The 22,568-nt window shown below is 69.4% G+C and carries 20 protein-coding genes and 1 pseudogene; 11 read left to right on the top strand and 10 right to left on the bottom strand.

Annotated elements, in window-relative coordinates:
• Positions 1–175: 175 nt before the first annotated feature.
• Positions 176–1,531, top strand: a complete 1,356-nt coding sequence (locus tag KCH48_RS25535) for a M14 family metallopeptidase (protein ID WP_210577069.1) — start codon at positions 176–178, stop codon at positions 1,529–1,531.
• On the opposite strand, the gene KCH48_RS25530 is transcribed toward KCH48_RS25535, so the two are convergent.
• The 6 genes from KCH48_RS25530 to KCH48_RS25505 all read right to left on the bottom strand — a co-directional run bounded on the left by KCH48_RS25530 (position 1,528) and on the right by KCH48_RS25505 (position 6,326).
• The gene (locus tag KCH48_RS25530) at positions 1,528–2,043 is read right to left on the bottom strand and encodes a hypothetical protein (protein ID WP_210577068.1); all 516 of its coding nucleotides are present in this window, start codon (positions 2,041–2,043) and stop codon (positions 1,528–1,530) included. The genes KCH48_RS25535 and KCH48_RS25530 overlap by 4 nt on opposite strands.
• 65 nt (positions 2,044–2,108) lie before the next feature.
• Complete coding sequence (locus KCH48_RS25525) at positions 2,109–2,327, bottom strand: hypothetical protein (RefSeq protein ID WP_374104710.1); 219 nt, start codon at positions 2,325–2,327, stop codon at positions 2,109–2,111.
• Between the two features lie 7 nt (positions 2,328–2,334).
• A complete protein-coding gene (locus KCH48_RS25520; protein ID WP_210577067.1) occupies positions 2,335–3,813 on the bottom strand; it encodes a GntP family permease in 1,479 nt (492 codons plus the stop codon).
• A gap of 148 nt (positions 3,814–3,961) precedes the next feature.
• Positions 3,962–4,375 (bottom strand): RidA family protein, encoded by a 414-nt coding sequence (locus KCH48_RS25515; RefSeq protein ID WP_210577066.1) that lies wholly within the window; start codon positions 4,373–4,375, stop codon positions 3,962–3,964.
• Positions 4,372–5,133: an IclR family transcriptional regulator gene (locus tag KCH48_RS25510; protein ID WP_210577065.1), complete on the bottom strand. Its 762-nt coding sequence runs from the start codon at positions 5,131–5,133 to the stop codon at positions 4,372–4,374. Before KCH48_RS25510 ends, KCH48_RS25515 begins: the two co-directional genes overlap by 4 nt.
• The gene (locus KCH48_RS25505; protein ID WP_307840944.1) at positions 5,130–6,326 is read right to left on the bottom strand and encodes a PfkB family carbohydrate kinase; all 1,197 of its coding nucleotides are present in this window, start codon (positions 6,324–6,326) and stop codon (positions 5,130–5,132) included. The genes KCH48_RS25510 and KCH48_RS25505 overlap by 4 nt, the downstream gene beginning before the upstream one ends.
• A gap of 137 nt (positions 6,327–6,463) precedes the next feature.
• On the opposite strand from KCH48_RS25505, the gene KCH48_RS25500 reads away from it, so the two are divergent.
• Together KCH48_RS25500 and KCH48_RS25495 are read left to right on the top strand one after the other, a co-directional pair.
• Positions 6,464–7,729: an amino acid deaminase gene (locus KCH48_RS25500; protein ID WP_210577063.1), complete on the top strand. Its 1,266-nt coding sequence runs from the start codon at positions 6,464–6,466 to the stop codon at positions 7,727–7,729.
• Between the two features lie 12 nt (positions 7,730–7,741).
• Entirely contained in the window at positions 7,742–9,361 is a 1,620-nt protein-coding gene (locus KCH48_RS25495; RefSeq protein ID WP_210577062.1) for an amidohydrolase family protein, read from the top strand.
• A gap of 24 nt (positions 9,362–9,385) precedes the next feature.
• Here KCH48_RS25495 and KCH48_RS25490 read toward each other — a convergent pair whose 3' ends face one another.
• From KCH48_RS25490 to KCH48_RS25480, 3 genes and pseudogenes are all read right to left on the bottom strand, one after another.
• Positions 9,386–10,312: a serine protease gene (locus KCH48_RS25490; protein ID WP_210577061.1), complete on the bottom strand. Its 927-nt coding sequence runs from the start codon at positions 10,310–10,312 to the stop codon at positions 9,386–9,388.
• A 222-nt stretch (positions 10,313–10,534) separates the two neighbouring features.
• Positions 10,535–11,599, bottom strand: a pseudogene (locus KCH48_RS25485) (exo-alpha-sialidase); the annotation flags it as partial.
• A 182-nt stretch (positions 11,600–11,781) separates the two neighbouring features.
• Complete coding sequence (locus KCH48_RS25480; RefSeq protein WP_210577059.1) at positions 11,782–12,426, bottom strand: hypothetical protein; 645 nt, start codon at positions 12,424–12,426, stop codon at positions 11,782–11,784.
• Between the two features lie 125 nt (positions 12,427–12,551).
• Between KCH48_RS25480 and KCH48_RS25475 the strand changes: the two genes are divergently transcribed.
• From KCH48_RS25475 to KCH48_RS25450, 6 genes are all read left to right on the top strand, one after another.
• Positions 12,552–13,763: a pyridoxal phosphate-dependent aminotransferase gene (locus tag KCH48_RS25475; RefSeq protein ID WP_210577058.1), complete on the top strand. Its 1,212-nt coding sequence runs from the start codon at positions 12,552–12,554 to the stop codon at positions 13,761–13,763.
• 102 nt (positions 13,764–13,865) lie between these two features.
• Positions 13,866–14,285, top strand: coding sequence for a hypothetical protein (locus tag KCH48_RS25470; protein ID WP_210577057.1), 420 nt, complete (start codon positions 13,866–13,868; stop codon positions 14,283–14,285).
• A gap of 282 nt (positions 14,286–14,567) precedes the next feature.
• A complete protein-coding gene (locus KCH48_RS25465) occupies positions 14,568–15,632 on the top strand; it encodes a substrate-binding domain-containing protein (protein WP_210577056.1) in 1,065 nt (354 codons plus the stop codon).
• 15 nt (positions 15,633–15,647) lie between these two features.
• Complete coding sequence (locus KCH48_RS25460) at positions 15,648–16,823, top strand: toxic anion resistance protein (protein ID WP_210577055.1); 1,176 nt, start codon at positions 15,648–15,650, stop codon at positions 16,821–16,823.
• Complete coding sequence (locus KCH48_RS25455; protein WP_210577054.1) at positions 16,820–18,379, top strand: VWA domain-containing protein; 1,560 nt, start codon at positions 16,820–16,822, stop codon at positions 18,377–18,379. Before KCH48_RS25460 ends, KCH48_RS25455 begins: the two co-directional genes overlap by 4 nt.
• Positions 18,366–18,977, top strand: a complete 612-nt coding sequence (locus KCH48_RS25450) for a hypothetical protein (RefSeq protein WP_210577053.1) — start codon at positions 18,366–18,368, stop codon at positions 18,975–18,977. The genes KCH48_RS25455 and KCH48_RS25450 overlap by 14 nt, the downstream gene beginning before the upstream one ends.
• A 64-nt stretch (positions 18,978–19,041) precedes the next feature.
• Here KCH48_RS25450 and KCH48_RS25445 read toward each other — a convergent pair whose 3' ends face one another.
• A complete protein-coding gene (locus tag KCH48_RS25445) occupies positions 19,042–20,865 on the bottom strand; it encodes a phosphoenolpyruvate carboxykinase (GTP) (RefSeq protein ID WP_210577052.1) in 1,824 nt (607 codons plus the stop codon).
• Positions 20,866–21,202: 337 nt separating this feature from the next.
• Between KCH48_RS25445 and KCH48_RS25440 the strand changes: the two genes are divergently transcribed.
• Together KCH48_RS25440 and KCH48_RS25435 are read left to right on the top strand one after the other, a co-directional pair.
• Positions 21,203–21,916, top strand: a complete 714-nt coding sequence (locus KCH48_RS25440) for a hemolysin III family protein (protein ID WP_210577051.1) — start codon at positions 21,203–21,205, stop codon at positions 21,914–21,916.
• 16 nt (positions 21,917–21,932) lie between these two features.
• Positions 21,933–22,562, top strand: coding sequence for a TetR/AcrR family transcriptional regulator (locus tag KCH48_RS25435; RefSeq protein WP_210577050.1), 630 nt, complete (start codon positions 21,933–21,935; stop codon positions 22,560–22,562).
• The last annotated feature ends 6 nt before the right edge of the window (positions 22,563–22,568 follow it).

Genomic DNA, 22,568 nt, shown 5'->3' with positions numbered 1-22,568 from the left:
GCGTACACTGCGCGGCCGCTTTTCAGCCACTGACTCCCGGCCAACTCTTGACCGGGCCATGCCATACCTCCACCATGAGCGCCACACCCCGCACACGTACGTCGCAGAGAGACACCCCCCAGCTCCACTCCCCACTCCGGAGACCCCGGAACTACTGGAGAAACAAGGAGATTTCATGCGACTTCGCATACGCGGCTCAGGCGCACGAGGCGGCAGACGAACCGCCGCGCTGGCCGCCCTCGCCGCCTTCGCGCTCGCGGCCCCCCTCGCCGCGACGGCCACGAACGCCACCGCGGACGGCGGCTCCCGCCCCACGGCCTCGGCGGACGACATCCGCCAGTACGAGGTCCATATGCACTCGACGGCCAAGGACCGTACGGCGATCCAGCAGGCCGGCGTGACGGTCGACGACGCCGACGACCACGGCGTGGTCGTCTCGGGCCGCGCCGACCAGATCAAGAAGCTGCGCCAACTCGGCTACGAGGTCACGCCGTTGGGCGCGGTCCCGGACCGCTCGGCCGGCGAGGACGACGTACGGCTGCTCGACTTCCCGTCGGCCGACTCCAAGTACCACAACTACGCGGAGATGACGAGCGAGATCAACTCCCTCGTCTCGGCCAACCCGAGCATCGCGAGCCAGCGGACCATCGGCACGTCGTACCAGGGCCGGAACATCGTCGCCATCAAGATCAGCGACAACGTCTCCACGGACGAGTCCGAGCCGGAGGTGCTGTTCACGCACCACCAGCACGCGCGTGAGCACCTCACCGTCGAGATGGCGCTGTATCTGCTGCGGGAGTTGACGTCCGACTACGGCACCGACTCCCGTGTCACCAGCATGGTGAACAACCGCGAGATCTGGATCGTCCCCGACCTCAACCCCGACGGCGGCGAGTACGACATCGCGAGCGGCTCCTACCGCTCCTGGCGGAAGAACCGGCAGCCCAACTCCGGTTCGTCGTACGTCGGCACCGACCTCAACCGGAACTGGAACTACCGGTGGGGCTGCTGTGGCGGGTCGTCGGGGTCGACGTCCTCGGACACGTACCGGGGCGCGTCCGCTGAGTCGGCACCGGAGGTCAAGGTCGTCGCCAACTTCGTGCGCAGCCGGGTCGTCGGCGGTGTGCAGCAGATCAAGGCGGGGGTCGACTTCCACACGTACAGCGAGCTGGTGCTGTGGCCCTTCGGGTACACCTCCGCCGACACGACGACCGGCATGACGGCCGACGACCGCAACGCCTTCGCCACGGTGGGCGGGAAGATGGCCGCCAGCAACGGCTACACGCCCGAGCAGTCCAGTGACCTGTACATCACCGACGGGTCGATCGACGACTGGCTGTGGGGCAACCAGAAGATCTTCGGGTACACCTTCGAGATGTATCCGCGGTCGAGCTCCGGGGGTGGGTTCTACCCGCCCGACGAGGTGATCGAGCGGGAGACTTCGCGGAACCGGGATGCGGTTTTGCAGTTGCTGGAGAACGCGGACTGTATGTACAGGTCCATTGGTAAGGAGGCCCAGTACTGCAGCTAGTCGGACTCCTCTTCGGACTCCTCGAAGTAGGCGTCCAGCACCGCGTCCAGCTGTGACTCCCACTCGCTGAAGCTGCTCCTGGCCGGCGCCTCGATCTCGATCGGGTACCAGCGGCGGTCAGGAGTGTGCACCGTGATGGTGAAACGCTTGCCGAAGCGGGGGGTCTCCGTCTCGACCGCGCCGATCTCGTCCCAGCGGAACTCACATGCCTGGTCGTCCAGGGAGAGTCGTACGCCGCGGTGGTCGGCGACTATCTTGGCGCGGCGGTCGGAGGCCTCGAAGACGGGCCCGTCGGGGGCCTCCTCGGCCTCCTCTTCAGGCTCCCGCTCCTCCTCTTCGGAGGCGGCGGGCTCCTCAGGAGTCTCCTCCTCGACCGGCTCCTCCGCCTCCGTGTCCTGAGGCTCCACGTCCTCCGGCTCTTCGGACACGGGTGGGGTGATCCCGGGGATGAAGGCCGGGTCGACCCCGGCGCCGTCCAGGGGCTGGCTGCTCGAACCTATGCGCTGCTCCACAGCGCAGCAGTATGGTCGACGATCCTGTGTCGTACACAGCCAGCCCCGACTTCGTTATGAGACGCCTACATGAACAGGCTCAGTACGGCCGCCATGACGAAGCCCCCGACCGACAGCACCGTCTCAAGGACGGTCCAGGTCTTGAGGGTGTCTCGCTCGCTGATGCCGAAGTACTTGGCGACCATCCAGCTGCATCCATCAGCGCGCTCCGCGCGGGCGCCGTCGTTGACGTGCGAGGCGAAGATCGAGCCGGCACAGACACACACCGACCCGATCCACCCCAAACGACGCCTACACCACGAAACTCAACACCGACGCCACCACGAATCCCACCACCGACAGCACCGTCTCAAGCACGGTCCACGTCTTGAGGGTGTCTCGCTCGCTGATGCCGAAGTACTTGGCGACCATCCAGAAGCCCCCGTCGTTGACGTGGGAGGCGAAGATGGAGCCCGCGGAGATGGCCATGATGACGAGGGCGATGAAGGCCTGGGAGTGGTCGCCCTCGGAGAGGAGGGGGGCGACGATGCCGGCCGTCGTGACGATCGCCACGGTGGCCGAGCCCTGGGCGACGCGCAGGACGACCGAGATCAGGTAGGAGAGGACGATCACGGGGAGGCCGACGTCGTTGAAGGTGTCGGAGAGGGCCTGGGCGACGCCGCTGGCCTTGAGGACGGCGCCGAAGATCCCGCCCGCGCCGACGACGAGCAGGATGTTGCCGACGGGCTTGAGGGACGACGTGGAGACCCGCTCCAGGGACTTGCGGGACCAGCCGCGCCGGAGGCCGAGCAGGTAGTACGCGAGCAGCAGGGCGATGGTGAGGGCGACGAAGGGGCTGCCGAAGAACTCGATCACCGAGCGGGCCGTGGAGGGGTCCAGGGCGATGGAGGAGAAGGTCGCGGCGAGGATCAGCACCAGGGGCGTACCGATGATGGCGAGGACCGTACCGAGCGGGACCGGCTTCTCCGGGGGCTCGACGCCCGCCTCGCGCTGCTCGTTGACGACCGCCAGCTTCGCCTCGGCCGCCGCCTCCACCATGTCCTGCGGTACGGCGACGAAGATCCGCTTGCCGATCCAGTCCGAGAACACCCAGGCGGCCAGCACGGCGGGGACACCGCAGACGACGCCCATGAGGATGACCCAGCCGAGATCGACGTGGAGCAGACCCGCCGCCGCCACCGGGCCGGGGTGCGGGGGCAGGAACGCGTGGGTCATCGACAGGCCCGCCAGCAGGGGCAGACAGTAGAGCAGGATCGACTTGCCGCTCCGCTTCGCCGCCGCGTACACGATCGGCGCCAGGACGAAGATGCCCACGTCGAAGAAGACCGGGATACCGAAGATCACGCCGGTGACGCCCATGGCGAGCGGCGCGCGCTTCTCGCCGAAGAGGTTCAGCAGCCGGGAGGCCAGCACCTCGGCGCCGCCGCTGACTTCGAGGATCGCGCCGAGCATGGTGCCCAGGCCGATGATGATTGCGACATGGCCGAGGATGCCGCCCATGCCGGACTCGATGGTGGACACGGCGTCGCTGCGCTGGACGGTGCCGAAGAGTTCGGTGACGGACAGTCCTGCGAGCAGGCCGACGGCTATGGAGACGGCGAGGAGGGCGACGAAGGGTTGGAGTCTCGCCTTGATGATCAGAAAGAGGAGCAGGGCGATGCCGAGGGCGGCGACGGTGAGGAGTCCGGCGGTGCCGTCGATGAGGAGGAGCAGGCCTCCGGTGTGGGGTGGGGTTTCGGCGGGGGCGCTGGCGGCGAGCGGATAGGACATTCGGGGGTCCTCTTCGTAAATGCATGCGGTGTCGGGGCGTGGGGTATCGCGGCTTGGCGTCTGCGGGGGTGGGGCGCCATGCCGGGTGCGGGTGCGTTGTGGCTTGTCGCGCAGTTCCCCGCGCCCCTCTGGGGGCGCGGGTGTGCCGTTAGTCGTTCAGTACGGCCAATGCGTCGATCTCTACGAGGAGTCCGGCGGGGAGGCCGACGTAGACCGTCGTGCGCGCGGCGGGCGGCTGGGTCAGGCCCTGCTCCTCGAAGTACGCGTTGTAGATCTCGTTCATCTCTGCGAAGTGGGCGACGTCGGTGAGGTAGACGCGGATCATCATCACGTCGTCCCAGGAGGCCCCGCCCTCCTCCAGGATCGCCTTGACGTTGGCGAGCGTCTGGAGGGTCTGCTCCCGCAGGGTCGGGCCGGCCGGTGTCGGGGGTTGTCCCTCGACCGCGGGCAGGAAGCCGACCTGGCCGGCGACCTGGAGGATATTGCCCTTCTTCACGCCGTGCGAGAACTTCGCGGGGGGCGTGGTGTGGGTCTTGGGGGTGAGGGCGATCTTGTCGGTCATACGACATCCTTCGTGGGGGTCCTGCCGGAGTACTCGCCGCTGATCGCGTCCGCGGTACGGCGGACCAGCGGGAGCAGGGTGAGGAGTTCGTCGGCGGTGACGACGACGTTGGGCGCGGACACCGACATCGCGGCGGCGACCCGGCCGTCGGCGCCGCGGATCGGTGCGGCGACGCAGTTGATGGACTCCTCGTGGCCGCCGAGGTCGGTGGCCCAGCCCTGTTCGCGCACCTTGGCCAGTTCCCTGAGGAAGGCGTCCGGATTCGGCGTCGAACGGGCCGTGTACATGGGGTAGTCGAGCTTCTCCGCGAGGGCGCGGCGCTCGTGCTCGGGGAGGTCGGCGAGCAGCAGCTTGGCGACGGCGGCGACGGTGATGGCCACGGGTTTCCCGATCCGGGAGTACATGCGCACCGGGTAGCGGCTCTCCACCTTGTCGATGTAGAGGACCTCGTTCTCCTCGTACACGGCGAGGTGGACGGTGTGTCCGCACTGCTCGTTGAGGCGTACGAGGTGAGGGTGGGCGATCGCGCGGATGTCGAGGTTCTCCATCGCCTCCTGGGCGAGGGCGATGAGGCGGGCGCCGAGGCGGTAGCGCTGGTCGGACTGGCGGTAGACCATGCCGTGTTCGTGGAGCGTGCGGAGGAGGCGCAGTGCCGTGGACTTGTGGACGCCCAGGCGGTCGGCGACCTGGCCGAGGTCGGCGGGGCCCTCGGCGAGCAGCGGCAGGATGCTCAGTGCGCGGTCGACGGTCTGGCTCATGGGGTGCGTGCCTCCTCTTCGGCCTGCTGGGTAGTCCAGCCGGGGCCGAGTCGAAGTGTCCCCCACGCTTCGTCGTCGAGGGCGGCGAGGCGGTCGGCGGTGTCGCGGGCGGGAGGTGGGGCGAGGTCGCCGGGGGCGGTAAGGGTGGCGGCGGCCATGAGGTGACCGTGGCGGAGGCGGTCCCGGACGGGGAGTTCGCGGAGGGTGCCGGAGAGGAACCCGGCGGCGAAGGCGTCACCGGCGCCGACCGCGGCTACGGGGGTGACATTGAGGGCGGGGACGAAGGTGGTCGTCGGCTGCTCGGTGCCCGGGGTTGGTGCCGGCCGGGGGTGGGTCGCGCTGCCCGGCGCTGACGGGGTGCCGCCTGCGCCCACCCGTGCCGCCCCAGGCGGCACGACTGCCCGCAGCTGGGCGGCTGGGTGCGCTGGGTGCGCGCTGCCCGCAGCTTGCGCCTCTGAGAACGCCGTCGCCCCCCGCGCGCCCTCCTTCACCACCAGCACCCCCGGCTCCGGCAGCAGTTCGCGGATCTTTTCCGGGCCGTCGGTGATGCCCCAGGCCACCCTCGCCTCGTCCGTGCCGACGAAGACGATGTCGGCGCGGCGGGCGAGGTCGAGGAGGACGCGGGGGCCGTCGGCGTCGTGCCAGAGGCCGGGGCGGAAGTTGACGTCGAAGGAGATGAGCGGTCGGTCAGGGCGGGGGGCCGTGAGCTGCCAGAGCAGGCCGAAGCACTCGTCGGACAGCGCCGCCGTGATCCCCGACAAGTGCAGCACCCTCCCCGCCCGCACCGCCTCCATGTCCACGTTCTCCACGGCCATCGCCGACGCCGCCGAGCCGGCCCGGTAGTACGCCACCTCGTGCGCGTCGGTCGCCCGGTCCCCCGCCGTACGGAAGTACACGCCTGTCGGACGCTCCGGGTCCCTCCGCACCGCCGACACGTCGACGCCGTACCCCCCGATCGCCTCGGTCAGGTGGTCGCCGAAGCCGTCCGTGCCGACGCGGCTCACCCAGCGGGCGGAATGCCCGGCGGCGGCCAGCACGCACGCGACGTTGGATTCCGCGCCGCCGATGCCGCGGTCGAAGGACGGGACGTCGGCGAGGCGGCCCGGGCGGGTGGGCAGGAACGTGACCATGGACTCGCCGAGCGCGACGACGTCCACGACGTCGGGGGCATTGCAGGGTCCGGTGACGGTCACGATGGTCGTAGCTCCTCGGGTGATGCGGGAAGACGGCGGCTTCGTTGACCCCGCGTTGGCCGAGATGTTAGACAGCGGTAAGCGATATACGCAATGAACGTTGCAGTGCATGCAACGCCGCCGATCAGGGAGGCCCGATGGCCGTTGAAGCGCTCGCCCGCCTGGCCGAGGAACGCGTCGACCACCGCTTCAAGGGCCTCCCGCCGGACGCCGACGGCCTGACCGTCGCCGAGCTGACGGCCCAGCGCCGCAACCTCTTCACCGGCGGCTTCGCCACGCCCGTGCTCGCCCTCTCCGCCGAGCGGCTGGAACACAATCTCGCGCTCATGGAGTCGTACACGACCCGCCACGGTCTCGCCTTCGCCCCGCACGGCAAGACCTCCATGGCCCCGCAGCTCTTCCACCGCCAGATCGAGCACGGCGCCTGGGGCATCACCCTCGCCGTGCCGCACCAGGTGCGCGTGGCGCGGGCGTTCGGCATTCAGCGGATCTTCCTGGCCAATGAGGTGGTCGATCCGGCGGCTCTGCGGTGGATCGCCGCCGAGCTGGACTCGGACCCGGACTTCCGCTTCATCTGCTACGTCGACTCCCTGCGCGGCGTCGAGCAGATGGACGCCGTGCTGCGGGGCGCATCGCGTCCGCTGGATGTCGTCGTCGAACTCGCCGCCGGTGACGGCTCCCGCACCGGAGCCCGCTCCGAGGCGGAGTGCGCGGCGGTCGCGGACGCCGTGGCGGCCACGCGGACCCTGCGTCTCGTCGGTGTCGCGGGGTACGAGGGTGAGGTCCCGCAGGCCGATCCGGAGCGGGTGCGCGCGTGGCTGAGGCGGCTCGTCGCGCTGGCCGGCGACTTCGACAAGGCGGGGCGGTTCACGGGCACGGACGAGATCCTCGTCAGCGCCGGCGGCAGCGCCTGGTTCGACGCGGTGGCCGACGTCTTCGCCCAGATCCCGGAACTCGGCGGCCCCGTACGGAGGTTGCTGCGCTCGGGCGCCTACGTCTCGCACGACGACGGCCACTACCGCAAGCTGACCCCCTTCACCCGGGTCCCCGAGGAGGGCGCGCTGGAGCCCGCGTTCCGCCTGTGGACGCAGATCGTCTCCCGCCCCTCGCCCGACCAGGCCTTCGCCAACGCGGGCAAGCGGGACGCGGCGTACGACCTGGATCTGCCCTTCGCGCAGGTCGTACGCCGGGACGGCACCGAGCGCCCGGCGACGGGCATCGAGGTCACGAGCCTCTCCGACCAGCACGCCTGGATCCGCACGGCCCCGGAGGCCGACCTCGAAGTGGGCGACTGGCTGGGCATGGGCCTGTCGCACCCGTGCACGTCCTTCGACAAGTGGCAGCTGATCCCGGTCGCGGAGGCGGACGGGACGGTCGTCGACTACATCCGTACGTTCTTCTAGGAGGCCCAGGTCATGGCAGATCTCGTCATCCGTGACGCGGACGTGGTCGACGGCTCGGGCGCGCCCGCGTACCGCGCCGATGTGGTCGTCGACGACGGCAGGATCGTGTCGATCGTCAAGGAGGCCGCGGCGGCCGGCTGCCAACGGCCCAAGGCGATGAGGGAGTTGGATGCCGAGGGGCTGGTCCTCTCCCCCGGCTTCATCGACATGCACGCCCACAGCGACCTCGCCCTGCTCCGCGACCCGGACCACAGCGCCAAGGCCGCACAGGGGGTCACCCTCGAAGTCATCGGCCAGGACGGGCTGTCGTACGCACCGGTCGACGACCGCACGCTCGCGGAGGTGCGCCGTGCGATCACCGGCTGGAACGGCAACGGTGACGACATCGACTTCGACTGGCGGTCGGTGGGCGAGTATCTCGACCGGCTGGACCGCGGGATCGCGGTGAACGCCGCCTATCTCATCCCGCAGGGCACGGTCCGGATGCTCGCCGTCGGCTGGGAGGACCGGGAGGCGACGCCCGAAGAGCTGGACCGGATGCGGCAGTTGGTCGCGGAGGGCATGCGGCAGGGCGCGGTCGGTATGTCGTCGGGGCTCACCTACACGCCCGGCATGTACGCCAAGGACGCCGAACTCACCGAGCTGTGCCGGGTGGTGGCGGAGTACGGCGGCTACTACTGCCCGCACCACCGCTCGTACGGCGCGGGCGCCCTTCAGGCGTACGAGGAGATGGTCGCCCTGACCCGGGAGGCGGGCTGCGCGCTCCATCTCGCCCACGCCACCATGAACTTCGGCGTGAACAAGGGCCGCGCACCGGAGCTGCTGACGCTGCTGGACGACGCGCTGGCCGCCGGAGCCGACATCAGCCTCGACACGTACCCCTACACACCCGGCTGCACCACCCTGGCCGCCATGCTGCCGAGCTGGGCGAGCGAGGGCGGCCCGGAGGCGATCCTCGAGCGGCTCGCGGACGAGGAGACGGCCGAACGGATCCGCCATCACATGGAGGTCGTGGGCGCGGACGGGTGCCATGGCGTGCCCATCGAGTGGGACACGATCGAGATCTCCGGCGTCAGCGGGACCGGCCTCGACGACTATGTCGGCCGTACGGTCCAGGAGTCGGCGGACCTGCGCGGCGAGGCGCCCTGGGTGACCGCCCGGCGGCTGCTGCTGGAGGACCGGCTCGGTTCGACGATCCTTCAGCACGTGGGCCACGAGGAGAACGTCCGCGCGATCATGCGGCACCCGGTCCACACGGGCGGCTCGGACGGCATCCTCCAGGGGACGAAGCCGCATCCGCGGGCGTACGGGACGTTCCCGCAGTATCTCGGCCGGTACGTACGGGAGTTGGGTGTGCTGTCCCTGGAGGAGTGCGTCGCCCATCTCACCTCGCGCCCGGCCGCGCGGCTGCGGCTGCCGGACCGGGGCCTGGTCCGCGAGGGCTACCGGGCGGACCTGGTGCTGTTCGACCCGGCGACGGTGGCGGCGGGTTCGACCTTCGAGCGGCCCCGGGCCCTCCCGACGGGCATTCCGTACGTCCTGATCGACGGCCGGTTCGTGATCGAGGACGGGCGGCGGACGGACGTACTCGCGGGGCGGGCGGTCCGTGGAACTCCGCCCGCCCTCGCTTGAGTCACGTCGCTTGGGCTACTTCCCCTACGGCTTGGGCAGGGTGCAGCCGCTCGCGCTCAGGTCGAGCTTGTTGTCGACGCCGAAGCAGGGCGCCATCTGGTAGGTCTGCTGGCCGTAGCCGATGCCCGTGTGGACGGTGACCGTGCCGTTCTCGGCGACCTCGCAGGGGTTGTTCACGGTGCAGCGCGCGCCGTCCTCGTTGAGGGTGTTGTTGACGGCGACGACCTGACCGGTCGCGTTGTCGACCACCGGCGAGCCCGAGGTGCCCCCGATGGTGTCGCAGGAGTCGGTGTAACGGACCGAGTCCTTCCAGGTCCAGTCGCCCTCCTTCAACTGGTGGGCGAAGCCGTCGATGTCGCAGGCGTACGTCTGCTTCCAGTAGCCGGAGACGACGGTGATGGCGGTGCCGGCGGCGGGGCGCGCTTCGCTGATCGTCAGCGGGTCTATGCCGTACGAGCTCTTGATCGCACCGTAGGTGGTGGTGAGCTGGTACATCGAGACGTCCGTGTCGGTCATCGTCGCGTACGCGATCTTGCTGGCCCGCAGCGTCCCGACGCGGGAACCGGCGGAGTTCAGCAGGCCGAAGGTGCGGCTGGAGGCCTTGTCGACGATGACCTCGCCGGGCCCGGGGAAGCCGGACTCCAGGCAGTGGCCGTTGGACATCACCAGCGCCGGGTCGTTGTCCTCCGAGTCCGGGAAACGGACGACCGAGCCGGAGCAGTTGCTCAGCGCGACGGTGCCGGCGAAGGTGACCGCCTGCGCCTTCGGCGCCGTGAGCCGGGAGACGCTCGACGTGGCGGACGTGACCACGTCGTGGACCGCGCCCGAGAGCGTGTCCGGCTCCCCGCCCGTGACCGAGCCCGTGGGGGTTGGCTCGACCGCGACGGCGGGGCTGGCGCCCACTCCGGCAAGCGCCAGGGCGAAGAGCCCGACGACCAGAGGTTTTCTCATGTGGGGGTCCCCTCATACGGAGAAGGTGACCGAAGAATCTCCGGTCACCCACGTTGTTGTCATGCACATACTCACGCACGAGGGGGGTGCGGACAAGGACTTGCCTACTGGCGAGTTCAGTCCGTAGGGCTTTCCCTATCACGGTGGGGCGGGGGTGTCGGGCCGCCGGCGCAGGACGTTCACGGTAGGGCGGTCAGGTCACCACATCCGGCACACCTGCCGCTACCCGCGGTCCGTCGGCAACTCCCGCAACGGGACGCGCCGGAACTCGATCACTTCGTACGCCGTCTCGACGCCCGTTTCGTACAGGACCCCCACCGTCTCGGCATCGGCCTGCACGAGGTCCGAGTACGCGGCCTTCCGCGAGGACAGGGTCAGCACCTTGCCGAAGGACCGTCCCCCGTCCGCACTGCTCCACAGCGCCATCGCCGCACGGTCGGTAGGCACGGAGGGCCCGGAGAACAACAACTCCTCCCCTTCCCCGGCCAGTTGCAGCACGCTGCCCTCCACCAAGGGCACGTCGTTCAGCGAACTCTGCTCCGCGTAGCCTCGGTCGAGGCTCGCGCCCCCATCACCGGAATAGGCGTCCAGGCGGTTCCCCGGGCTCGTCCCCTTCTGGTTCCGGGCGTTGAAGTACAGCCGTCCGTCCGGCAGTTGGGCCGCCGTCGACTCATTGGCGTTATGCACACCTTCGTAGGCGTCCTCGACGAAACCGAGGCGCCAGGACTGCCCTCCGTCGTCGCTGTAGATCGTGTGCGCCCCGTAGTACTTGGGCTCCTGGCCGGTGTCCGGCGACTCCGGGGGCGGCGCGGAGGAGTGGTTGGCGGGTACGACCAGGCGCCCCGCGTGGTCCCCCCGTGTCAGCGCGATGGCATGGCCCGGCCCCGTGGCGTACCAGCGCCACCCGGGCCGCTTCACCGCCGACGTGATCTCCCGCGGTTCGGAGAAGGACCGCCCGTCGTCCGTGCTCGTCTGCACGAAGACCCGGCGGCCCTGCTCTTCCGTGGCCTCACCGCGCAGGATCCGCGCTTCGGTGACATCACCGCTGTGGTACGAGGTGACCAGCACGATGTTCCCGGTCCGGGGATCGACGACCGGCGCCGGATTGCCCCGCGTGTCCCCCTCGCCCGCCGCGACGACCCGCAGTTGCCCCCATGTACATCCGCCGTCGCGCGACCGCCTGACCACGACGTCGATGTCGCCGTGGTCCTCCTTGCCGACTGACCGCCCTTCAGCAAAGGCGAGCAAGGTCCCGGCCTCGGTCCGGACGACTGCGGGTATACGGCACCGAGGATGCGCATCTTCGCTCCCCCTCGCCATCCGCACTGTCGGCCTGATCCGCCCTGGGCCAGGCGACGACCACCAGCGCGACGACGATCGCTACAGCGCCGAGCACGGATAAGCGGCGGCTCAGGACAGGACGGCTCAAGACTCTCCTCAGGGACGTCGGCATCGGACGCACCGTGCCCTCAATCAGGCTTCTTGGTGTTCCCCTGCCCCTTTCCCGGGTGGTCTCGGGAGTAACTGGGGGCGGCAGCCGAGGTGTTCGTGGCGGCTGAACTCGATGGGGCCGTACTCGTGGTGGCGGTCGAGGGTTCCCGCGTGCTGTCGGTGACGTCCGCGGTCGAAGTGGCGCTCGGCGAAGCGCTCTTACGCGGGGACGCCGCACCGGAGGACCCCGGCCGGTCGGCGAGCGTCCCCGGGGACGACTCCGCACCCGTGGGCGACACGGAATCCCCGGCCGTGGCGCCGGTCCGTTCCGGCCCGCCCCGTGCCCCGCCCGAGGGCGACCCGGAGAAGGAGAACGCGGCGATCACGGCGGTCAGAGACACGGCACCCACCGCACCCGCGGCGACCAGCACGCGGCGCGAGCGGAGGCCGAGGGGGCGGTGGCGGCCGCGGTGGCCCGACCGTTGCGCGGGCGCGTCGGCCGCGACCGGAGGGAGCTGGGCCGTGTCGTCGTAGGCGGTGTCCTGCCAGCCGTGCGCGGCGGCCGGGTCGGCGTATGCGTCGTAGGCCGGGGACTGCGGAGGCTGCGGGAGGTACACGTTCGGCGGTCTGTGAGGGTCGCCGTCCTCCGGGGGCGCGCTTCCCTGTTCCGATGGCCTGGACATGACCGGGATTCTAGGGACGCAGGTGACTCCTGGGACAGCTACCGGCGATAACAGTCCAAACCCGTGCGTCTCACGTGGCGGAAAACACGGCCGCGACCGCGTTACCGGGCCGTAAGCTCCCAGACATGCAGGTGATCCAGTCGACCAAGCTCGCCAACGTCTGTTACGAGATCCGGGGCCCGGTGCTCGAGGAGGCGATGCGGCTTGAGGCGGCCGGGCATCGGATCCTCAAGCTGAACACGGGCAACCCGGCGGCGTTCGGCTTCGAGTGCCCGCCCGAGATCCTCGAGGACATCCTCCGCAATGTGTCGTCGGCCCATGGCTACGGCGACGCGAAGGGCCTGCTGGCCGCACGCCGGGCCGTCGTCATGCACAACCAGACCCTCGGCATCGAGACGGACGTCGAGCACGTCTTCATCGGCAACGGCGTCTCCGAGCTGATCGTGATGGCGATGCAGGGACTGCTGGACGACGGGGACGAGGTGCTGGTCCCGGCCCCTGACTACCCGCTCTGGACGGCGGCCGTCTCGCTCTCCGGCGGTACGGCCGTGCACTACCGCTGCGACGAGCAGTCCGACTGGATGCCCGACCTCGCGGACATCGAACGGAAGGTCACCGACCGCACCAAGGCGATCGTGATCATCAACCCGAACAACCCGACCGGCGCGGTCTACGACGAGGCCGTGCTCAAGGGCCTGACCGACATCGCCCGCCGCCACAATCTGCTGGTCTGCTCCGACGAGATCTACGACAAGATCCTCTACGACGGTGCCACGCACACGCCGACCGCGGCCGTGGCCCCGGATCTGCTGACGCTCACCTTCAACGGCATGTCGAAGGCGTACCGGGTGGCCGGCTACCGGGTCGGCTGGATGTCGATCTCGGGTCCGCGCGCGCACGCCGACTCCTATATCGAGGGTCTGACGATCCTCGCGAACATGCGGCTGTGCGCGAACATGCCGGGGCAGCACGGCGTGGTCGCCGCACTGAGCGGACGCCAGACCATCAACGACCTGGTGCTGCCGGGCGGACGGCTGCGCGAGCAGCGGGATGTGGCGTACGAGCTGCTGACGCAGATCCCGGGTGTGACGTGCGTGAAGCCGAAGGGGGCGCTGTATCTGTTCCCGCGGCTCGATCCCAAGGTCTTCAAGATCAGGGACGACCGGCGGATGGTCCTGGACCTGCTCCGGCGCGAGAAGATCATGGTCGTCCAGGGCACCGGCTTCAACTGGCCCGAGCAGGACCACTTCCGGGTGGTGACGCTGCCGACGGTCGGGGATCTGCGGGACGCGGTGGGGCGGATCGGGAACTTCCTGGACGGCTACAGCCAGACCTGACGCTCACGCAGTGTGGACACGTGATCCGGTTCTGTGAAGCGCTCAACTTTAGACGAAATCTAAGCTAGGATGACTTCTGTCAGAGCACAGGAGGCCATCCCCATGTACGAACCGATCCGCACCAAGTCGGTCCACAGCTCGATGGCCGGCACGTCCTCGGACTTCCCCCACCGGTCCCGTGAGGAGGAGCTGGACATCCAGCTCGCGGGCCATCTCGCCGCGCTCCTCGCGATCACCGACGAACTGCGCGCGCATGCGCCGTCCGGCGATCTGGACACGGCTGCGGAGCGGCTCGTGGAGCAGGTGAGCCGACTGCGAGGTGGGGCGACGGTGCGGGCACTGCCTGCTGCCGGCCGACCGCAGGCCACGTCCCTGCACCGGCGCGCGCACGCCCTCGCGGGACGCGCGCTCGTCGTCGCCGCGGCCCGTGCCGATACGGCGGCGGCGATTCTGGCCGCCGAGCGCATGGACGCGCATGCCGCCGCGCTGGCCGAGCCGCAGAAACTGACCGGCGTCGGCTGATCCCCCCGAACGGCCCCGGTCCGCGTGCACCCGCAGCGACGCGCGGACCGGGAGCCATAGCACTGCGTTGGCTTGGGCCGGGGCGGTTCGCCGTAGGGCTTGCGGTTGTTGCGCGGCTGCGGGTGCGTGGGGGTCGTTCGCGCAGTTCCCCGCGCCCCTTTAGGGCGTTGCAGTGCCGCCTTTTAAGATGCGCTGGTTCCCGTTGTGTACCGGGACGGTCGTGTCACCTTCCGTTCACCCGGGGCAACGGGGAACGTTGGATTCCGCGAGCACGCTCCGGACGTGAGACGTATCGCAGGGATCTTCCTCGCGGTGCTGCTGATCGGCGGAGTGGTGGCAGCCGTCGTGGCAGGCCGACAAGGCGAGGACAAGGGCACGGCAACGAAGACCGTGCGCGCGGTGATCGGGTCGGAGAAGGCAGAGTTCTTCGCCGATCCCGAGGTGGTGGACGCCCTTGCCGCCAAGGGCTACACAGTGAAGGCCGAGACCTCCGGGTCCTGGGCCATGGAAGGGCTCAACCTCGAGGGGTACGACCTCGCACTGCCGTCGAGCCAGGCACCGGCCGTCGAACTGGCCGCGAAGTACAAGGTGTCGGGAACCCTCCCGCGCCCCTTCTACTCCCCCCTCGTCGTCGTGGCGCACAAGAACGCCGCCGAGGTGCTCAAGGCGAACGGGCTCGCCACGCTGGACGAGTCGCACCGGGGCACGCTCAAGATGAGCGCCTACCTGGACGCCGCCCGCGCGGACCGCACCTGGCAGCAGCTCAAGGGCGCCGACAAGTACGGAGAGCTGACGGGCACGCTGTATCTGTCCAGCACCGACCCCGAGAGCTCCAACTCCGGCGCCCTCTACCTCGCCGCCGCCTCCTACGTCGAGAACGGCGGAAAGGTCGTCGCCTCCGGCACCGAGATCGACCGCACCGCCCCGCTGCTGCACAAGCTCGTCAGCGTGCAGGGCGCCCAGCAGTCCAGCAGTGACGCCGTCTTCCGGGACTTCGTCAGCGGCGCCGGCAACCCGCTCGTGGTGGTCTACGAGTCCCAGGTCGCGTCCCTGCTGACGGAGGGACAAACCCCCGATGACCTGGTCGTCCTCTACCCGGACACCACGGTCAACAGCGACCACACCGTCGTACCGCTCACCGACGACGGCAAGGCCCTCGCCGAACTCCTCTCCACGGACCCGCGGTTGCGCAAGCTGGAGGTCCGGCACGGGTTCCGCCCGCAGGGCGAGGCCACCGAGTTCGCCGCGGACACCACCTACCTCAAGCACGAACTGACCGGCGTCCGCCAGGCGCCCGTGCCCACCTCCAAGGTGCTGCACGAGCTGGCGCGACGGGCGCGCGGATAAGGGGGGAAGCAGTACATGACCAGCAACGACGAGACGTTCGTCCTCACTCCGCCCGAGCCCGTCGCCGCCGTGCCGCGGGAGAAGGCCGGCGGGCTCGTGCCCGTCGACGACAGCGTCCGCGACGACATGGCGAACAAGGCTTCCGCCTACATCGAGGGGCTCGCCTCCCTCGACGCACGCTCGCCCGAGTTCGCCGGCAAGGTCGGCGAGATCACCAGCCTCGGCGCGGGCGAGATGCGCAGCGCCGCCGCCCAGTCCAACCGGATGCTGGAGCGCACGGTGCGCAGCCTCCCCGACAAGGGCGGTGACGCCCAGTCGAAGGTGGCCGGCTCGCTCGTCGAGCTGCGGCGGGTGGTGGAGGACCTGGACCCGCGTGACCTGCCCGCGAGCAAGGGCCGCAAGTTCCTGTCCAAGCTGCCCGGCGGCAACAAGCTGCGCGACCACGTCGCCAAGTACGCCTCCTCGCAGAACACCCTCAACAAGATCGTCGGCTCGCTGCGCGGCGGCCAGGACGAACTGCGCCGCGACAACGCCGCGCTGCAGACCGAGCGCGTCCGCCTCTGGGAGACCATGGGCAAGCTCCAGGAGTACGTCGTCCTCACCGAGGCCCTGGACACGGCCGTCGAGCAGCACATCGGCGGGGTGGAAGCCACCGATCCGCAAGCGGCCGACAGTCTCCGTGCCGATGTGCTCTTCCCCGTCCGGCAGAAGCACCAGGACCTGCTCACCCAGCTCGCGGTGTGCGCTCAGGGCTACCTCGCCATGGACGTCGTACGACGCAACAACGAGGAGCTGATCAAGGGCGTCGACCGGGCCGCCACGACCACCGTCTCGGCGCTGCGCATCTCGGTGATGCTCGCCTCCGCGCTCGACAACCAGAAGAAGGTCGTCGACCAGGTCAACGCGTTGCGCGGCACCACCGAGGACCTCATCCGGGGCAACGCGGAGATGCTGGCCACACAGAGCGGCGAGATCCAGCGCATCGCCGCCGACCCGGCCGTCGGCGCGGAGACGCTGCGCACCGCGTTCCAGCAGATCTACCGCACCCTGGACGCCATCGACTCCTACAAGGTGCAGGCCACCGAGGCGATGGCGTCGACCGTGGAGTCCCTCACCTCCGAACTCCAGCACGCCAGCGCCTACTTGGAGCGCAGCCGCTCACAGGGCGCGCTCGAAGGAGGGCTCACATGAGACGTCGTACAGCTATAGGTGTCCTCGCCGCGGCTGCCGCCCTGCTCACCGCCTGCACGGGACAGGGAGGAGACCCGACGGACTTCCCGACGCCCGGCGTCCCCGGGCCCGCGAAGCCGGGCACCCTCCGTGTCCTCGCCTCCAGTGAGCTGAGCGACATGACCGAGGTCCTCGCCCAGGTCGAGAAGGACACCGGCATCAAGGTCCGGCCGACGTACATGGGCACCCTGGACGCCGTGGATCTGCTGGCGAAGGGGCAGGCGGACGGCCAGTTCGACGCGCTGTGGCTGTCCTCCAACGACTATCTGCGGCTACGGCCCGACGCGGCGAAGAAGGTCGTGTCGGAGACGCCCGTCATGTCCAGCCCGGTCGCCATAGGCGTCAAGGCGGCGACCGTCGAGGAACTCGGCTGGAAGCCCGAGGACGTCACCTGGTCCCAGGTCGAGGAGGCCGTGCGGGACGGGAAACTGACGTACGGCATGACCGACCCGGCCCGCTCCAACTCCGGCTTCTCGACGCTCGTCTCCGTCGCCTCCGCGCTCTCCGGCGCCCAGTCCGCCCTCACGGACGCGGACGTCACCAAGGCGACCGGGCGGCTGAAGGAGTTCTTCAAGGGGCAGAAGCTGACGTCGGGTTCGTCGGGCTGGCTCGCGGCGGCCTACGACCGGCGCGGGGACATCGACGCGCTCCTCAACTACGAGTCCGTCCTCAAGGGCATCCCGGGCCTGACCGTGATCCGCCCGCGCGACGGCGTCGTCACCGCCGACTACCCGCTCTCCTCCCTCGCCGCCACGAACGCCGAGACCCGCGACGACGTCCGCCGCCTCACCGAGGCCCTGCGCACACCGGAGACCCAGCGCGCGATCACCGAGCGCACCCACCGCCGGCCCGTCGTCGCCGACGTACGGCCCGCGGCCGGACTCGACACCGACCGCCGCCGCGAACTGCCCTTCCCCGGCAGCCGGTCCGTCGCCGACGGCCTCCTCGACTCGTACGAGAACGACCTGCGCCGCCCGTCCCGGACCGTCTACGTCCTCGACACCTCCGGCTCCATGGAGGGCGACCGGCTCGCCGACCTCAAGCGGGCCCTCACCGCCCTCACCGCCGACTTCCGGGACCGCGAAGAAGTCACCCTCATGCCCTTCGGCTCGGACGTGAAGAGCGTGCGCACGCATGTCGTCGAACCGGCCGCCCCGGAGACCGGGCTCAACGCGATCCGCCAGGACACCGCGACACTCACGGCCGAGGGCGACACCGCGATCTTCACATCACTTCAGAAGGCGTACGACCATCTCGGCACCGACCGCGACACGTTCACGTCGATCGTGCTGATGACGGACGGCGAGAACACGACCGGCGCGAAGGCCTCCGAGTTCGACGCCTTCTACGCCGGGCTCGACCGGGACAGCAAGAAGATCCCCGTCTTCCCCATCCTCTTCGGCGACTCCGACCGATCGGAACTGGAACACATCGCCGAACTCACCGGCGGCCGCCTCTTCGACGCCCAGCAGGGCTCACTGGACGGCGCCTTCGAGGAGATCCGTGGCTACCAGTAGATTCCTCGGCTACCTGGAGTCCCGCAAGAACATCGCGGGCAGCGCATGCGGGCTGCTCGGCGTGGTGCTGACCTTCACGGGAGTGGCGGGCCCGTACTGGCCAGTGGTCGTCGCCGGCCTGTACGGCGCGGGCGCGCTGATCGCCCCGCCGGAGCGCCCGCCCCTGCCGGACTTCCCGGACCCGTCGGCCCAACTGGACGAACTGCGCCAGGACTTCGACACACTCCGCGGCTACCTCACGGACATCGACCTCTCGGTCACGGCCGCGGCGCGCCTCCGTGAACTGACCGAGCTGCTCACCGCCCTGCTGGACCACGGCTGGGGCAAGGAGCTGCTCGCCCACGACCCGGAGGCCGTCCACGCCCTCTCCCGCATGGTCCGCCGCGACCTCCCCGAGGCCGTGGACACCTTCGCCCGAACCCGCTGGTGGACCCGGATGTCCCCCGGCACCGACTCCCCCGAACTCCACCTGGAACGCCAACTGGGCCTCCTGAAGAAGGAAGCCCAGAGCTTGGCGGCAACACTGCGGGAGGCGGAGGCAAGGCGCCAGGAAACCCACACCCGCTACTTGGAGGGGCGTTCAGAGCAACCCCCTTAGGGGCGCGGGGAACTGCGCGACCAGCCCCCACACACCCGCACCCGCCAACGGCGAAGGGGGACCCTTACCCCAGGCGCTCCACCAACGCCCGGTACTCATCCCACAACTCCTTCGGCGTGTGCTCACCGAACGTATTCAGATGCTCGGGCACCAGCGCCGCCTCCTCACGCCAGACCTCCTTGTCCACGGTGAGCAGGAAGTCCAGTTCCTCCTCGCCCAGTTCAAGCCCCTCCGTGTCCAGCGCACCCTTCGCCGGAAGGATCCCGATCGGCGTCTCCACACCCTCCGCCTTGCCCTCCAGCCGCTCCACGATCCACTTCAGGACGCGGCTGTTCTCGCCGAAGCCGGGCCAGACGAACTTGCCCTCGTCGTTCTTGCGGAACCAGTTGACGTAGTAGATCTTCGGCAGCTTGGCCGGGTCCTTGTCCTTGGCGACCTCGACCCAGTGCCCCATGTAGTCGCCCATGTTGTAGCCGCAGAACGGCAGCATGGCGAAGGGGTCGCGGCGCAGCTCGCCGACCTTGCCCTCGGCGGCGGCGGTCTTCTCGCTGGCGACGTTCGCGCCGAGGAAGACACCGTGGTTCCAGTCGAAGGACTCCGTCACCAGCGGTACGGCCGTCGCGCGTCGCCCGCCGAAGAGGATCGCGGAGATCGGCACGCCCTTGGGGTCCTCCCACTCGGGCGCGATGATCGGGCACTGCGAGGCGGGGACGGTGAAGCGGGCGTTGGGGTGGGCGGCGGGCTCCGAGGACTGAGGCGTCCAGTCCCGGCCCTTCCAGTCCGTGAGGTGGGCGGGGGTCTCCTCGGTCATCCCCTCCCACCAGATGTCACCGTCGTCCGTCAGCGCGACGTTGGTGAAGACGGAGTTGCCCCACAGCGTCTTCATCGCGTTGGCGTTGGTGTGCTCACCGGTGCCGGGCGCGACGCCGAAGAAGCCGGCCTCAGGGTTGATGGCGTACAGCCGGCCGTCCTCGCCGAACCGCATCCACGCGATGTCGTCGCCGATCGTCTCGACCGTCCAGCCGGAGATCGTCGGCTCCAGCATGGCGAGGTTGGTCTTGCCGCAGGCGCTCGGGAAGGCGGCGGCGACGTACTTGGACTCACCCTGCGGTGGCGTGAGCTTGAGGATCAGCATGTGCTCGGCGAGCCAGCCCTCGTCGCGGGCCATGACGGAGGCGATGCGCAGGGCGTAGCACTTCTTGCCGAGCAGGGCGTTGCCGCCGTAGCCGGAGCCGTAGGACCAGATCTCGCGGGACTCCGGGAAGTGGGAGATGTACTTGGTCTGGTTGCACGGCCAGGCCACGTCCGCCTCCCCCTCGGCCAGCGGGGCGCCCAGTGAGTGGACGGCCTTCACGAAGAAGCCCTCGGTGCCCAGCTCGTCGAGGACCGGCTGGCCCATCCGGGTCATCGTGCGCATGGAGACGGCGACATACGCCGAATCGGTGATCTCGACGCCGATCGCGGACAGCGGGGAGCCCAGCGGGCCCATGCAGAAGGGCACGACGTACATGGTCCGGCCGCGCATGGAGCCGCGGAACAGGCCCTTCTCGCCGGCGAAGATGTCCCGCATCTCGGCGGGCGCCTTCCAGTGGTTGGTCGGGCCCGCGTCCTCTTCCTTCTCGGAGCAGATGAAGGTGCGGTCCTCGACCCGGGCGACATCGGTCGGGTCGGAGGCCGCGTAGTACGAGTTCGGGCGCTTGATCGGGTCGAGCCTCTTGAAGGTGCCCTTGGCCACGAGCTCCTCGCACAGTCGCTCGTACTCGGCTTCGGATCCGTCACACCAGACCACGCTGTCCGGCTGCGTCAGTTCAGCGATCTCGTTCACCCACGAGACCAGTTCTTTGTGGTGGGTGGGAACGACGGGGGGAGCCGCGATGTCGCGCGCCACGATTGCTCCTAGATGAGGGATTTTTTGGTTGGAGGCCCCGTGGGGGCTGCGACCCGGATGCATCCCAGCGGCTTGGCTGGCGCTCATCCGGTGCCGACCGCACTCATTTGATCATCCGATGCGAGTGCCCATCTGTCCAGAGGGCATCACAGGTGAGCGGAGTGAGCATCGCCACGCTTGAACCCGACGCTTTGCGTGCACGTTGGGTTCAGCAGACCGTCTCTTTGCGTGACCATGCACGCGGGAGGCGCCAACTCCCGTGAGACGATGGCCACTCTGCTCCGGTCTTCCAGGCAGACTGATACGTAACTTACGGTTACGTAGGTACGATGGCCGCATGACTGCGTCCGCCTCCGACGCGCCGCTGGACACGCCGGCCGACGGCCTCCGTCCTCACGCGCTCGCACTGCCGCATCCCATTAAGCCCAAGCTCCGGGGCTGGCTGCATCTCGGCATGTTTCCGGCCGTGCTCATCGCGGGTCTCGCACTCACCGCCCTCGCCGACTCGCCGCGAGGCCGCATCGCCTGCGGCATCTTCGCCCTGACGGCCTGCCTGCTGTTCGGAGTCAGCGCGCTGTACCACCGGGGCGACTGGAGCCCCCGGATGGACGGCATCCTGCGGAGGCTGGATCACGCCAACATCTTCCTGATCATCGCCGGCACCTACACGCCGCTGACGATGCTCCTGCTGCCCGGAGCCAAGGGCGAGGTGCTGCTGTGGGGCATCTGGGGAGCCGCGGTCGCGGGCATCCTCTTCCGGGTGTTCTGGGTCGGCGCCCCACGCTGGCTCTACACCCCGTGTTACATCGCGATGGGCTGGGCAGCGGTCTTCTTCCTCCCGGACTTCATGCGCGCCGGCGGTATCGCCGTGCTGGTCCTGGTGATCGTGGGCGGCCTCCTCTACAGCGCGGGCGGCGTGATCTACGGCATCAAGCGCCCCAACCCGTCACCGCGGTGGTTCGGCTTCCACGAGGTCTTCCACTCCTTCACGCTGGCGGCGTTCGTCGTGCACTACGTGGGCATCTCGATGGTGGCGTACCAGCACGGATAGCCCGACAATGACCTCCATGACGGCCGCACGTACCCCCACCTCCGACGACCGCCCCCGGCCGGGGCTGCGCGAGCGGAAGAAGATCAAGACCCGGATGGCGATCCGTACGGCGACGTACGAGCTGATCCAGGAGCAGGGGTACGACGCCACCACGATCGAGCAGATCGCCGACCGCGCCGAGGTGTCGCCGTCGACCGTCTTCCGCTACTTCCCGACCAAGGAGGACATCGTCCTCACGGACGAGTACGACCCGCTGATCGAGGAGGAGCTGCTGCGGCGGCCCGCGGACGAGCCCTGGCTGGACTCTCTGCGGTACGCGCTCAAGAAGAGCATCGTGCTCGGGATGACCGAGGAACCCGAGGTGACCCGGCTCCGGTCACATCTGGTGGCCCGGGTGCCGGCCGTGCGCGCCCGCATGATCGAGAGCATGTCCGTCACCTCCTCGCTGCTGCGCCGGGTGATCGCGGAGCGCACCGGCCGCGCCGCCGACGATCTGGAGGTGCGCGTCTACGCGATGTCCCTGATCGGCGGTCTGATGGAGGTCTCGCTGTACTGGGCGGAGAACGACTTCGAGGACGACTTCGAAGACCTGGCCGACCGCGCGATCGACGTCTTCGCGCACGGCCTCCCCCCGGAAAAGGCCTGAAGCCAC

This window comes from Streptomyces sp. GESEQ-4 (assembly GCF_017948455.1).
In the GTDB taxonomy this organism is placed as follows: domain Bacteria; phylum Actinomycetota; class Actinomycetes; order Streptomycetales; family Streptomycetaceae; genus Streptomyces.
This window is presented reverse-complemented; position numbering and strand designations above follow the sequence as displayed.